This is a genomic window from uncultured Blautia sp. (assembly GCF_902497045.1).
Taxonomy (GTDB): domain Bacteria; phylum Bacillota; class Clostridia; order Lachnospirales; family Lachnospiraceae; genus Blautia_A.
Window position 1 is genome coordinate 12947 of sequence record NZ_CABVDF010000012.1, and the last position, 14348, is coordinate 27294.

General features: G+C 44.2%; 11 protein-coding genes and 1 pseudogene. All 12 read left to right on the top strand.

What is annotated here, in order from left to right; genetic code table 11:
- The first annotated feature begins 24 nt into the window (after positions 1–24).
- Complete coding sequence (locus RDS42_RS02365) at positions 25–279, top strand: hypothetical protein (RefSeq protein WP_308782187.1); 255 nt, start codon at positions 25–27, stop codon at positions 277–279.
- The gene (gene hemW / locus RDS42_RS02370; RefSeq protein WP_308782188.1) at positions 269–1426 is read left to right on the top strand and encodes a radical SAM family heme chaperone HemW; all 1158 of its coding nucleotides are present in this window, start codon (positions 269–271) and stop codon (positions 1424–1426) included. Before RDS42_RS02365 ends, hemW begins: the two co-directional genes overlap by 11 nt.
- 38 nt (positions 1427–1464) lie before the next feature.
- The gene (gene uvrA, locus RDS42_RS02375; RefSeq protein WP_308782189.1) at positions 1465–4305 is read left to right on the top strand and encodes an excinuclease ABC subunit UvrA; all 2841 of its coding nucleotides are present in this window, start codon (positions 1465–1467) and stop codon (positions 4303–4305) included.
- A 71-nt stretch (positions 4306–4376) separates the two neighbouring features.
- Positions 4377–5366, top strand: coding sequence for a rod shape-determining protein (locus RDS42_RS02380; protein WP_308782190.1), 990 nt, complete (start codon positions 4377–4379; stop codon positions 5364–5366).
- Between the two features lie 4 nt (positions 5367–5370).
- Positions 5371–7599: an ATP-dependent RecD-like DNA helicase gene (locus RDS42_RS02385; RefSeq protein WP_308782191.1), complete on the top strand. Its 2229-nt coding sequence runs from the start codon at positions 5371–5373 to the stop codon at positions 7597–7599.
- Positions 7600–7631: 32 nt separating this feature from the next.
- Positions 7632–8339: a ComF family protein gene (locus RDS42_RS02390; RefSeq protein ID WP_308782192.1), complete on the top strand. Its 708-nt coding sequence runs from the start codon at positions 7632–7634 to the stop codon at positions 8337–8339.
- A 146-nt stretch (positions 8340–8485) separates the two neighbouring features.
- Entirely contained in the window at positions 8486–8920 is a 435-nt protein-coding gene (locus RDS42_RS02395) for a hypothetical protein (RefSeq protein ID WP_308782193.1), read from the top strand.
- Positions 8917–10029, top strand: a complete 1113-nt coding sequence (locus tag RDS42_RS02400; RefSeq protein WP_308782194.1) for a hypothetical protein — start codon at positions 8917–8919, stop codon at positions 10027–10029. Before RDS42_RS02395 ends, RDS42_RS02400 begins: the two co-directional genes overlap by 4 nt.
- Positions 10030–10077: 48 nt before the next feature.
- Positions 10078–10965 carry a diadenylate cyclase CdaA gene (cdaA, locus tag RDS42_RS02405; RefSeq protein WP_308782195.1) on the top strand — a complete coding sequence of 296 codons (888 nt, stop codon included), beginning with the start codon at positions 10078–10080 and terminating at the stop codon, positions 10963–10965.
- Entirely contained in the window at positions 10943–12226 is a 1284-nt protein-coding gene (locus RDS42_RS02410) for a CdaR family protein (RefSeq protein ID WP_308782196.1), read from the top strand. The genes cdaA and RDS42_RS02410 overlap by 23 nt, the downstream gene beginning before the upstream one ends.
- Positions 12227–12240: 14 nt before the next feature.
- Positions 12241–12504: an HPr family phosphocarrier protein gene (locus RDS42_RS02415; protein ID WP_308782197.1), complete on the top strand. Its 264-nt coding sequence runs from the start codon at positions 12241–12243 to the stop codon at positions 12502–12504.
- 46 nt (positions 12505–12550) lie between these two features.
- Positions 12551–14348: pseudogene (locus tag RDS42_RS02420) on the top strand (hypothetical protein); the annotation flags it as partial.

Genomic DNA, 14348 nt, shown 5'->3' on the forward strand with positions numbered 1-14348 from the left:
CTGATGGATAAAGAAGGTAAAAAAATGAAAAAAATCACAGCAAAAAAAATCACAGTCCTTTCCGTTTTGTTTCTTTGTGTTTTTTTGTCCGGCTGCGGCTGTGGAAAGAAGAAAAAAGACCCGGCAGGAGAGCAGGTTCTGAAGATCAGTATTACACCGGAGCCTTCTCCTACGCCTAAGCCGGAAGAGGTAAATCAGGATGCTGTAGTAACAAATGGAAATATTACGATGGTAAATGAATATCTGACAAAGCAGGGAAGAAGTACAGATGAGGAATAAAGAAAGAATCCCTTTGGAGTTATATGTCCATATACCTTTCTGTGTGAGAAAATGCGAGTACTGTGATTTCCTTTCCGGACCAGCAGGAAAGGAGACACAGAAATCATATGTGCAGGCTCTTTTAAAGGAAATACAGGGAAGTGAGGATGCTCCCGACCGGGAAATCGTTTCAGTATTTATTGGAGGAGGAACGCCGTCTCTGCTGGATGCATCAGACATCAGTGAGATCATGAAGATGCTGAAAGAGAAATTTGTTTTTTCTGATCATGCAGAGGTTACCATTGAAGCGAATCCGGGAACCCTGACTCTGCAGAAACTGGAGACTTACAGAGAATCCGGGATCAACAGGTTGAGTCTGGGGCTTCAGTCTGTGAATAATGATGAACTTCGTATGTTGGGAAGAATCCATGACTTTGAGGAATTTCTGGAGAGTTATGCGCTTGCACGCAAGGCGGGATTTGACAACATCAATGTGGATCTTATGTTTGCAATTCCCGGTCAGTCCAGAAAAGGATGGGAGCATAATCTCAGAACAGTAGCTGAGCTTCAGCCGGAGCATATTTCTGCCTACAGTCTGATCATAGAGGAAGGAACACCTTTTGCAGAAAAAGAACTGGATCTTCCGGATGAGGATACAGAATATGAAATGTATGAGGATACGTCCAGAATCCTTCAGGAGTATGGATATGCTCAGTATGAGATATCGAATTATGCCAGAGACGGCTATATATGCGCACATAATTCCGGCTATTGGAAACGGACAGAGTATCTGGGGCTGGGACTTGGTGCAGCCTCTCTGATGCCGTGGAAAGGCGGCAGAGCCGGACTCCGATTTCATAATACAGAGAATATGCAGGAGTATCTGCAGTGGAGCGGCTGTCCGGAAAAAATACGAAAGAATGAGATTCTGCTGTCTGTAAAAGAACAGGAGGAGGAATTTATGTTCCTGGGACTTCGGATGACAGCAGGTGTATCTGAAACTGAATTTTATAAAAATTTTAAGGTCCCTATAGAAGAAGTTTATGGAGAAGTGCTGGAAAAATACAGATCTATGGGACTTATGGAAAAAAATAAGGACTTCTGGCGATTCACCCGTCAGGGGATCCATGTGAGTAACCAGATCCTGGCAGATTTTCTGCAGGACTGATGTGATCTGATATACAGGAAAGAAAAATGGAGGGACAAATGGCTGAACATAACACTGGAAAAAAGTTTATCAAGATCCGTGGAGCAAATGTAAATAATCTGAAAAATCTGAGTGTAGATATTCCAAGGGATGAATTTGTAGTTCTCACAGGTGTCAGCGGATCTGGTAAATCTTCTCTGGCATTTGACACGATCTATGCAGAGGGACAGAGACGTTACATGGAATCCCTCTCTTCGTATGCGAGACAGTTTCTTGGCCAGATGGAAAAACCGGATGTGGAGATGATCGAAGGACTTCCTCCCGCAATCTCCATTGACCAGAAATCTACCAACCGCAATCCGCGTTCTACTGTAGGTACAGTAACAGAAATTTATGATTATATGCGTCTTTTATATGCCCGGATCGGAATCCCGCACTGTCCGAAATGTGGGAAAGAGATCAAAAAGCAGACGGTGGATCAGATGGTGGATCATATTATGGCTCTTCCTGAACGGACAAGGATACAGCTGCTTGCTCCGGTAGTCAGAGGGCGCAAAGGAACGCATGCAAAGCTTCTTGACCATGCCAAAAGAAGCGGATATGTCCGTGTGCAGATTGATGGAAGCCTGTATGAATTATCAGAAGAGATCAAACTGGATAAAAATATCAAACATAATATAGAAATCATTGTTGACCGTCTGGTGGTAAAGCCGGGAATCGAGAAGAGACTGGCAGATTCTATTGAGACGGTCCTTGACCTTGCAGACGGTCTTCTGATGGTCGATACAATGGATGGAAATGTTCTGACTTTCAGCCAGAGTTTTTCCTGTCCGGACTGTCAGATCAGTATCGACGAGATCGAACCAAGAAGCTTTTCCTTTAATAATCCATTTGGAGCCTGCCCGGATTGTTTTGGTCTGGGGTATAAAATGGAATTTGATGAGGATCTGATGATACCTGACAAATCCCTGAGCATCCAGCAGGGAGCTATAGCAGTGATCGGATGGCAGTCCTGTACTGATAAGGGAAGTTTTACCAGAGCAATCCTGGATGCCCTTGCAAAAGAATATCAGTTCAGTCTGGACACCCCTTTTCAGGATTATCCTCAGAAGATTAAGGATGTGCTGCTCCATGGCACAGACGGACATTCTGTAAAGGTTTATTATAAAGGTCAGAGAGGCGAAGGAGTCTATGACGTGGCGTTTCCTGGACTGATCAAAAATGTGGAACAGAGATACCGGGAAACCGGATCAGATGCCATGAAACAGGAGTATGAATCTTTTATGCGGATCACTCCCTGTAAAACATGTAAAGGACAGCGTTTAAAAAAGGAAGCGCTGGCAGTAACTGTCGGTGATAAGAATATTTATGAGCTGACAGCTCTTTCCATAGAAAATCTGAAAAAATTTCTTGAAGAACTGAAACTGACTGAGCAGCAGGAACTGATTGGCAGACAGATCCTGAAGGAGATTCGTGCCAGAGTAGGATTTCTTGCGGAGGTAGGACTTGATTATCTTTCTCTTGGAAGAGCAACATCTACACTGTCCGGTGGAGAGGCTCAGAGGATACGTCTTGCAACGCAGATTGGCTCCGGTCTGGTAGGGGTAGCCTATATCCTGGATGAACCCAGTATCGGACTTCATCAGAGAGATAATGACAAACTGCTGAAAGCGCTGATGCGTCTGAGAGATCTTGGAAACAGTCTTATTGTAGTGGAACATGACGAAGATACTATGCGTGCGGCAGACTGCGTGGTGGATATCGGACCGGGAGCCGGAGAACACGGTGGAAAACTTGTCGCCATGGGAACTGCAGAGGATCTGATGAAAAATGAAGCGTCCATTACAGGCGCTTATCTCAGCGGAAAATGCAGTATTCCAGTACCGTCAGAGAGAAAGAAGACCTCAGGGTGGCTGAAGATCCGGGGCGCCTCAGAAAATAATCTGAAGAATGTAAATGTGGATATCCCTCTGGGGATCATGACCTGTATTACAGGTGTCAGCGGATCGGGAAAAAGCTCCCTGATCAATGAAGTTCTTTATAAAACCTTGGCAAGGGATCTGAACCGTGCAAGGATCATTCCGGGAAAACATAAAGAGATACTGGGGCTGGATGCGCTGGATAAGGTGATCAGTATCGACCAGTCGCCAATAGGCAGGACGCCCAGATCGAATCCTGCCACATATACAGGTGTCTTTGATCAGATAAGAGATCTCTTTGCATCTACAGCAGATGCAAAGGCCCGGGGATATAAAAAAGGCCGGTTCAGCTTTAATGTAAAAGGCGGAAGATGTGAGGCCTGCAGCGGCGACGGGATCATCAAGATCGAAATGCACTTTTTGTCGGATGTCTATGTTCCCTGTGAAGTATGTAAGGGGAAACGATATAATCGTGAAACTCTTGAAGTAAAATATAAAGACAAAAATATATATGATGTTCTGAATATGACAGTGGAAGAAGCACTTACATTTTTTGAAAATATTCCTTCTATCCGCAGAAAGATCCAGACACTTTATGATGTGGGGCTTTCCTATATCCGTCTGGGACAGCCCTCTACAGAACTTTCCGGCGGAGAAGCACAGCGTATCAAGCTTGCCTCAGAGCTGAGCCGGAGAAGTACCGGAAAGACCATTTATATTCTGGATGAACCTACAACAGGTCTTCATTTTGCAGACGTCCATAAACTGGTGGATATTCTGAAACGGCTGGCAGAGGGAGGCAACACTGTGGTTGTGATCGAACATAACCTTGATGTGATCAAAACCGCGGATTATATTATAGATATGGGACCGGAAGGCGGAGACAGAGGAGGCACGGTTATTGCTCGGGGAACACCGGAGGAGATCGCAAAGGCAGCGGAATCCTATACTGGTCAGTATGTGGCAAAATATCTGAAATAACAGAACAAACATGAAAATAGATTTTTCTGCAGATATCGGAATGGCAGAAGACGATCGGAAAGGAGGGCGTTATGCCTGCAAGTGATATTGGTATCGACCTGGGGACAAAGAACTGCCTGGTTTATTCTACAGGGAAGGGACTTGTGCTTCAGGAACCTTCTATAGTGGTATATGATAAGGATACGGAAAAAATCAGAGCCATAGGTGAGGAGGCCCGCCAGATGGCCGGTCATGTGACTTCCAACATGGAAGTGATACGTCCGATCCGTCAGGGCGTAATTGTTGACTTTAATGTTACAGAAAAAATGTTGAAGTATTTTATCACCAAGGCAATGGGAAGCCGGGCTTTTCGAAAACCCCGCATCAGCATCTGCGTTCCAAGCGGAATTACAGAAATTGAAAGAAAAGCAGTAGAAGAGGTTACTTATCAGGCAGGTGCCCGTCAGGTATTCCTTGTGGAAGAGCCTATTGCAGGGGCTATCGGTTCCGGCGTGGATGTGACAAAGCCCTTTGGAAATCTGATCGTGGATATTGGAGGCGGTACAACAGATGTGGCAGTGATCTCTCTTGGAGGCGTTGTTGTTTCTGCTTCTGTAAAAGTAGCAGGAGATGCATTTGATCAGGCAATCCTGGAGTATGTCCGCAAGACACACAGTCTTTTTATCGGCGAGGATATGGCGGAAGAGATCAAGATCAAGATCGGCACAGCTGTGGAGGAGGCCAATCCTCAGGTGATGGAGGTAAAAGGCAGAAATATCATGACCGGACTTCCGAAGCAGATTAAACTGACTTCTGAGGAAGTACGGGCAGCACTGAGAGATGCAACCGGGCAGATCGTGGAAGCGGTACATGGAGTTCTGGAAAAAACACCTCCGGAACTGGCCGCTGATATTGTGGACAGAGGAATCGTTCTGACCGGAGGCGGCGCCCTTTTGAAAGGGATGGATGTACTGATAGAACAAAAAACAGGCGTAAATACTCTGACTGTACAGAATGCTATGAATGTGGTTGCAGTAGGGACAGGAAAATACGCCGAGATCATGGCAAGAATGGATGAGTAGTGATATGAGTGAATGTGTGACCGGATACATTGATCATGTTATCTTCAGAAATGAGGACAATGGATATACGGTCTTTGTGATGAAAGGAGTGAAAGGTCAGGAGGAACTGACCTGTGTTGGAAATTTTCCGGTGCTCAGTCAGGGAGCCACTATAGAAGCATCAGGAAGCTATATCAACCACCATATTTACGGGAAACAGTTCCAGATCACTTCTTTTGTAGAAAAAATGCCCGAGGATGCGCTGGCGATGGAGAGATATCTGGGATCCGGCGCCATCAAAGGCATCGGTGCGGCTCTTGCTGCCAGGATTGTCCGTCATTTCGGAGAAGATACCATGAGAATTGTGGAAGAGGAACCGGAACGGCTGGCAGAGGTAAAAGGGATCAGTGAAAAAAAAGCGCGGGAGATCGCTGCACAGACTGCCGAAAAGGCAGATATGCGCAAAGCGATGATGTTCCTGCAGAAATATGGTATTTCATTAAATCTGGGTGCAAAGATCTATCAGAAATATGGAGATTCCGTATACAATGTTCTGCAGGAAAATCCATACCGTCTGGCAGACGATATCAGTGGAGTGGGATTTAAGATCGCAGATGAGATCGCAGGAAGGATCGGTATCCATACAGATTCGGATTACAGAATCCGAAGCGGAATGATGTATACTCTTTTACAGGCATCAGGAGAGGGGCATGTGTATCTTCCTCAGGAAGAATTGTTTGGACGTGCATCGGTGCTTCTGGGTGTAGACTCTTCTTACATGGAGAAACATCTGATGGATCTTGCAATGGAAAGAAAAGTCGTCCTGAAAGAAGAGGGGGACTCTGTTTTGGTCTATCCCAGCCGTTTCTATTATCTGGAATTGAATACAGCCAGGATGCTGAAAGAATTGAATATTCTCTGCCCTGAGGATGAAGGGTTTGTTCAGCGGCGGATCAGACAGATTGAAAAGGAAACAGGGACTATCCTGGATGAAATGCAGAAAAAGGCAGTGACCGAGGCCGCCAGCCACGGTCTGTTTATTTTAACGGGAGGTCCGGGAACCGGAAAGACTACGACGATCAACGCTATTATCCGCTTTTTTGAAGGCGAGGGTGTTGAACTCCGTCTGGCAGCGCCCACAGGCCGGGCGGCTAAGCGTATGACGGAGGCAACCGGATACGAAGCACAGACCATCCACAGGATGTTGGAACTAAACGGTCTTCCGGAGGAAGAAAGAGAAGGACAGGCAGTCCATTTTGAAAGAAATGCAGAGAATCCTCTTGATGCAGATGTTATCATAATAGATGAGATGTCTATGGTAGACATCAATTTAATGCATTCGCTTCTTCTTGCAGTGACAGCAGGCACAAGGCTGATTCTTGTGGGAGATGAAAATCAGCTTCCCAGCGTAGGACCTGGAAACGTTCTGCGTGATATTATCCGAAGCAGAGAGTTCTCTGTGGTCGAACTGAAGAAAATTTTTCGCCAGGCATCAGAAAGTGATATTGTAGTTAATGCACATAAGATCAACAGGGGAGAACAGGTTACCCTCAGCAATAAAAGCAGGGATTTCTTTTTCCTTAAAAGACAGGATGCGGATATTATCATCCGGGTGGTGATAGCTTTGATCCAGGAAAAACTGCCACGATATGTAGAAGCAAAACCTTTTGACATCCAGGTACTGACACCTATGAGAAAGGGACTTCTTGGAGTAGAACGTCTGAATCAGATCCTTCAGCGGTATCTGAACCCTCCGGATTCCTCTAAAAAAGAAAAAGAGCTGGGACAGGGGCTTTTTCGGGAGGGAGACAAGGTAATGCAGATCCGCAACAACTATCAGCTTGAATGGGAAATCAGAGGAAGATACGGAATTCCCGTTGACAAGGGAGTTGGTGTTTTTAATGGCGATACCGGGATCCTGAAATCTATTAATGAATTTTCGGAGACGGCGGAAGTAGAATTTGAAGACGGACGATGTGCTGAATATTCTTTTAAACAGCTGGAGGAACTGGAACTTGCCTATGCGGTGACCATACATAAATCCCAGGGGTCGGAATATCCGGCAGTGGTGATCCCTCTTTTGTCCGGACCAAGGATGCTTCTAAACAGGAATCTGCTTTATACTGCGGTGACCAGAGCGCGGAAATGCGTGACATTAGTAGGAAGCGAAGAAACATTTCGGGAAATGATCAAAAATGAAAAGCAGCAGAGACGCTACAGTTCTCTTGACGTGCGTCTGAAAGAGGAGCTGTAGGATCCTTTTTCATCGGGGAGAAAGGAAATTCAGTGAAAAAGCTTATTCATGTTTTTTTAAATGTTCTGTATCCCAGACATTGTCCGGTCTGTCACAGGATACTGAGAAATCAGGCGGATCTTGTATGTCCGGAATGTGAGGATGGATTCCGCAGAGTAGGCGGCCATTACTGCCTGAAGTGCGGAAAACCGGTAAAACCTCAGGAGGAATACTGCGCAGAATGCCGGGGGCGTAAAAGAAGCTTTGACAGAAACCGATCGGTATTTCTTTATGAGGGAAAGCTCCGGCAGTCTCTGGTACGATATAAATATTATGGCGCCAGGGAGTATGGAGACTTTTATGGAGTATCCATCTGCAGGTATATAGGAGAAGAGATACGAAGGTGGAATCCGGATGTGCTGATCCCCATACCTCTTACTTCTGCAAAACTGAGAATGAGAGGATTTAACCAGGCAGGATATATGGCAGACCGCATAGGAGAAAAACTGGAAATCCCGGTGTCCCATGATATTTTGAAAAAGATCCACGAAACCAGGTCTCAGAAAAAACTGAATGCAGTGCAGCGCAAACAGAATCTGAAGGATGCCTTTTATGTAAAAGAGGATCTGCGAGGATTCACTGTGGCGGTAGTGGATGATGTATACACTACAGGGAGCACAATGGAAGCAGCGGCTTCATGCCTGAAAGCGGCAGGGGCTGAAAAGGTGTATTGTATTACACTATGTACGGGGCAGGGATGAGAAAAACCATAAAAATACTTTTCATGCATAGTGATATATGATACAATTAAAGTACTATGAATAGCTGTGTCTGTTTGTGGAAAACAGATATAGAGGAGAGTTCAGACAGGCTGTCTGAGAATGTATGTTTGATTGAGGAGCAGATTATGATCAACGAGGAAAAGGTAAAGATAATGACAAAGATTGCCATGTATGAGCAGGGCAAAGGCAGGAAATACCTTCCGGTCAGCAAATATTACAGGAGTGATTATATTGGTCTGGCACTGATCAAGAATTTCTTTCTTGTAACTATTGGGTACATCATGGCTGTTGCAGCTGTGGCCGTTTACTTTGGCGAATATCTGATGGAGAATCTTCATAAGATGAATCTGGTTTCTATGGGAGTCTACATAATCGTTGGTTATGTGGCGGCACTTGTGGGATATTCTATCCTGACATATATACAGTATTCTGTGAAATATTATAAAGCGAAAAAAAGCGTGAAAGAATATTACATACAGCTTACAGAATTAAGCAAGATTTATACACGGGAAGAAAAAAGAAGCGCTGGCAGAGGAACAGCAGGAGGTAATCGAAAATGACAGCATTATTGGAATTTAAACAGAAGATCAAAAGCCTGTATTCAAAATATGAGATGTATCTGCAGCCGCTGATAAAATTTGTTCTGGCGCTTATATATTTCGTATGGATCAATTCAAATATGGGATATATGACAGTTCTGGATAATATTTTCGTTGTCCTGATCCTGGCACTGATCTGTTCGATACTCCCATCTGGAATGATGATATTTACCGGCTATGGACTGATGGTGGCTCACAGTTATGTACTGGGCATTGATGTAGCTGCTTTTATGCTTGTACTGATATTGTTTATGCTGATCATGTTTCTCAGATTCAGCTCCGGCCAGAATATCGTTCTGGTTTTGACACCTATGGCATGTGCCTTTGATCTTCCGGTACTTTTGCCTATTGGATGCGGACTGCTTGGAAATGCACTTTCCGCTCTTCCGGCGGCAGGCGGAGTTATTATTTATTATTTTATAAGATTCCTCAGAACGCAGTCCCAGATCCTTCTGAGTGCAGACACACAGATTTTTGACAGAATCACTATTCTGGCAGACGGTCTGATGAAGAATGGTGAGATGTGGCTTACACTGGTTGCGTTTGTTGTTGTTATTCTGGCAGTAAACCTGATCAGAACAAGAACGTTTGATTATGCGTGGCATACAGCTATTGTAGCAGGCGGAGTCATCTATGTTGTGCTTATGCTTGCAGGAAGCAGCATGATGGGTGTTTCTATTTCTGTAGTGCCGATGATCATTTTTGCAGTGGCAGCGGTTCTGATCGGACTTGTTTTGGAGTTTTTTGTGTATGGAGGAGATTATACTCGTACAGAAAGACTTGAATATGAGGACGATGAGTATTATTATTATGTGAAAGCAGTTCCAAAGGCTCTTGTAACAACCTCTGAAAGAAGTATCAAGAAGATCAATGCAGAGCCTGTAAGAGAAGAGCGAAAGCAGACGGAACGAGTGGTAAAATATAATGAACCACTTTTTCAGGGAGAAGAAGCTCCCAGAAGGAGAAAAAAAGAAAGTCCGGTACAGGACGAGGAAACAGTAATACGGAAACCCATTGTAGATGATGTGGATTTTGAGAAAAAACTGGAAGAATCACTGAAAGATCTGTAACAGGATCGATCTGCTGACTGAGGACGCGTCGGATAGAAAGGAGAGGCTATGCAGAACATCATAAGCATATTGGACGGGCATCTTTCACGTATCAATATGCCCAGTGTCAATATCATTGATGTAATTGAGATCCTTTTGATCTCTGTCTTTGTATACCAGTTTATGGTGTGGATCAAGTATACCCGCGCCTATACCCTCCTGAAGGGACTTCTGGTTATTGCCGCTTTTCTGATTGTTGCCTATATTTTTAAAATGAATACGATCCTCTGGATCGTGTCGAAACTGGCCAGTGCCTTGATCACAGCAGTTATCGTCATTTTTCAGCCTGAGCTCCGCAAAGTAGTGGAACAGCTTGGACAGAAACGTATTATGGCTTCCATTATTCCTTTTGATGTGGGAAAGGAAGTACAGGAACGTTTTAACGACAGGACGATCAATGAACTGATCAAGGCCTGTTATGATATGGGAGAAGCAAAAACAGGAGCGCTTATCGTTATTGAACAGACGAACCATCTGGACGAATTTGTACGTACAGGCATTACTGTGGATGCTGTTCTTTCCAGTCAGCTTCTGATCAATATTTTCGAGCATAATACTCCGCTTCATGACGGGGCGGTAGTTATGCGGGGGAACCGGATTGTTGCAGCTACCTGTTATCTGCCGTTATCTGATAATATGGAACTGAGCAAACAATTGGGTACCAGACATCGTGCAGGAGTGGGAATCAGCGAAGTGTCCGATTCAGTAACGATCATTGTTTCAGAGGAGACCGGGCAGGTTTCTGTAGCCCAGGACGGAGTACTGGTACGGGATATTACTTCCACTCAGCTTAGAGATATTCTTAAGAAAGCACAAAATAAAACTATTATTGACAATAATCGACTGAGACAGTTTTTTAAGGGGAGGTCAAAGCATGAAGGAAAAACTGACAAATAATCTCTCTCTGAAGATTCTTTCTCTGATCGTGGCAATTCTTGTATGGCTTCTTGTTATTAATGTAGATAATCCTATTGTGACACGATCCTTTGTTGTTACAGACGTTCAGCTTTTAAATGAAGCATATATCGATGCAGACGGAAAAATGTGCATGAGAGATAAAGAGCAGGAGCCTATCCGTGTAACAGTCAAAGCACAGAGAAAAGTTCTTGATGATCTGTCTGTGATGGACATCCGGGCCGCAGCAGATTTACAGCAGGCAGTAAGCCTGGATACAAATCCGGTGATGGTTCCTATTTCTGTCACAATAGGCAGAATCCCTTCGGAAAATATCCAGGTCAGCCCTCAGAATCTCAGTCTTCATATTGAAGATAAAGAAACTCAGGAGTTTGTTGTAAATGTAACAGTTGGAAATAATTCAAAACCGGAAAAAGGTTATGAGATCGGAACACTGGAGTCAAGTCCCGAGAAAATCAGGATTACAGGACCGACTTCGCTGATTAATAAAATAGATAAGGTAACAGCATCTGTTGATGTGAATGGAGCAACTTCGGACGTAATAAAGGAAACAGAGGTTACGGTTATAGATAAGAATGGAGAGGAATTCAGTGCTCAGGATATGAGTTATCTGAATGTATCCAAGGTTTATGTAACTGCACGCTTGTGGAAGGTGCGTACTGATGTTAAGATCAGTGCGGAATGCTCCGGAACACCGGCAGACGGATATCAGGTGGAAAGCGTTACCACCACTCCAAATGTGATCAGTGTATCCGGCAGTGATCAAACGCTGAGTGCGCTGGCAGAACAGGGAAATACGATTTCTATTCCGGCTGATGTTATTGATATTTCGGGCAAAACGAAAGATTATGAGGAGAAAATAAATATCTCGGATTATCTGCCGGAAGGTTTGAAGCTGATAAGTGACTCCAGTTCGGATGTTTTTGTACATGTGAATATTCTTCCGGAGGGAAGTACGGTATGTGACATTCCCACGAAGAATATTAAGGTTAAAAATATGCCGGAGGAAATGCAGGTTACGTTTGATGCAGCTCAAATAGAAGTTCGTGTCAAGAAAACAAAAGAAGAACTGGAAAATCTGCAGGACAAGGAGATCAAGGCATCTATAGACCTGAAAGATATTGAAGAAGGCGTTTATGAGATTCCGGTAGACATTCGTATTCCGGAAGGCTATGAACTGGTAGATGAAGTCAAAGCAGACATAGAGGTTTCCAAAATTTCAAAAACGGAAGAGAATAGCTAAACAGGAGAAAAATTATGCTCAGTCAGAAGATTACTGTCAATAATCCGTCGGGACTGCACTTGCGTCCTGCGGGTACATTGTGTAATATAGCAATTAAATACCAGTCTCTGATCACATTCACATATGACGGAGGCACTGCAAATGCGAAGAGCGTCCTCAGTGTACTGGGAGCCTGTGTGAAGTGTGGAGATGAAATCGAACTTATCTGCGAAGGTGCAGATGAACAGGAAGCAATGAAAGCTATGGTCGATGCGATCAGCAGCGGCCTTGGTGAATAAACAAAGAGTAACAAGTGGTGTGGAAAAGAAATAAGGAGGAAGTACGTTGAAAAAACGAGTAGTGGCAGTTTTGTTAAGTCTGACCATGTGTTCGGCAATGGTTGCGGAGACAGGGGCAGCAGCGATAGCAGAGCCTTTTGCAGAAGTGGTAACTGAAGATGCGTTTTCAGATGAAGTATCTGATAATGCAGACGGGCAGAATGAAAACGGTGAAGTACAGACAGAAGACCCGGAAGGATCAGACGGAGGAAGTATTACGATTGAAGATCCCGACTCAGAAGATGCAACAGGCAATGGAACTTCAGATAATACAGACGGTGAAATTACAGATAATAACACAGGAGGATCTTCGGATATGGAAGCTTCTCCTGATGGACTGGATCATTTAGAAGAGGAATTTTCTGACGGTCTGTTCAGTTCAGGAGATAATATGACTGAAACAGAACAGCAGGCTCCGGTCCTGGAAGAAGAAAATACCGAAGCCGCCGCAGCTTCTTTTGAATCAGTAGATGAAGAGGCACATAAGGCCACTCTTCTGTATACCCGTTGGAAACAATTTGGTAAAGCATGGAAACTGAGTAAACTTCCAAAAGGAAAAACAGTACAGGAAAATACAGCTCCGGATACAGGTGATGTGCAGCAGCCCACTGATAATACAGAAGCCACAGAGCAGGAAATTCCGGATGATACAGCAGTACCAGAGGTGCCTGCTGATGTAATGACAGTACCAGAGGTACAGGGAGAGAGCGTTGTCCAGGATACAGCTGTTACTAAAACTGTGGAAGTTATGCCGGAAGAAACTGCAGATGAAGGCACTGCAGATTTTTCAGATGAAGCAGCAGTTGTACCGGAAACAATACCGGCAGAGCCGGAAACTGTACCGGAGACAGAAATAGAAACTCAGACAGAGGAAACGCCGGCAGAAACTGCCGGAGCTGCGGTAGAATATTACAGAAAGACCATGGTAGAGGTTACAACCGTAGACAGCAAAGGAAATCAGCTTGCAAAGGGTATTTATTACTTTGATGGAAACGGAAATATGGTAACCGGAAGATTTCTGATGCGAAAAGGAACAGCCGGATACACTGAGAGCAGTGACGGAGAGTATTATTTCATGGAGTCTTATAAGACCAGTGTTTCCAATCCGGATACAGCAGCTGGAAAAAACCTGACTCCTTATAACTCTGATTTTGGTCAGATGAAGAGTAACTTTTGGGTAGGTCGTGATCTGAATAAGAAAACACAGTACCGTTACTTTGGCGATAATGGCCGTTACAAAAAAATGCCGGCTGGGGCATATAAGATCTTTAACAATAAAGATGCACTTTACTTTGCAGATGCCAACGGATATCTTGTTCAGAGTAAAATGACAAAAGGAGCCGATGGCTATTACTACTATACCAATAAATTTGGTCAGGTATATACAGACCGTCTGATCAAGATCCAAGGCTACAGATACTACTTTACCAGCAGCGGAAAACGTGCTACCTGGAAGAATCGCTGGGTACGTCTGGGAGCAAATACCAAAAATCGTTATTACTACTTTGGAAGTGTTGCAGGACGTGTGCAGGAAAAGAAAGGTATTCAGAAAGTTACTGTTAACGGTAAATTTGTTGGATGGTTCCTCTTTACTTCTGGCGGCAATAATGTTCAGAATTACTGGTCCAAGGACAGATATTTCCTTCCTGACGGACGTATGGCCAGCGGTGTTACAAAAGTAGGTAAGTACTATTACTTCTTTGAGCGTTCTTCTACAACCAAGTATCGTGGAAACAGATATAAGGGAACCTGGATCAAATATAATAATAAATATTATTATGCAGCAAGCAACGGCGTCCTTGCAT

Coding starts and splice junctions, on each gene's coding strand:
- RDS42_RS02400 (WP_308782194.1), top strand. CDS start 8,917: ATGACAGCATTATTGGAATTTAAACAGAAGATCAAAAGCCTGTATTCA.
- RDS42_RS02365 (WP_308782187.1), top strand. CDS start 25: ATGAAAAAAATCACAGCAAAAAAAATCACAGTCCTTTCCGTTTTGTTT.
- uvrA (WP_308782189.1), top strand. CDS start 1,465: ATGGCTGAACATAACACTGGAAAAAAGTTTATCAAGATCCGTGGAGCA.
- RDS42_RS02395 (WP_308782193.1), top strand. CDS start 8,486: ATGATCAACGAGGAAAAGGTAAAGATAATGACAAAGATTGCCATGTAT.
- RDS42_RS02410 (WP_308782196.1), top strand. CDS start 10,943: ATGAAGGAAAAACTGACAAATAATCTCTCTCTGAAGATTCTTTCTCTG.
- RDS42_RS02415 (WP_308782197.1), top strand. CDS start 12,241: ATGCTCAGTCAGAAGATTACTGTCAATAATCCGTCGGGACTGCACTTG.
- cdaA (WP_308782195.1), top strand. CDS start 10,078: ATGCAGAACATCATAAGCATATTGGACGGGCATCTTTCACGTATCAAT.
- RDS42_RS02380 (WP_308782190.1), top strand. CDS start 4,377: ATGCCTGCAAGTGATATTGGTATCGACCTGGGGACAAAGAACTGCCTG.
- RDS42_RS02385 (WP_308782191.1), top strand. CDS start 5,371: ATGAGTGAATGTGTGACCGGATACATTGATCATGTTATCTTCAGAAAT.
- hemW (WP_308782188.1), top strand. CDS start 269: ATGAGGAATAAAGAAAGAATCCCTTTGGAGTTATATGTCCATATACCT.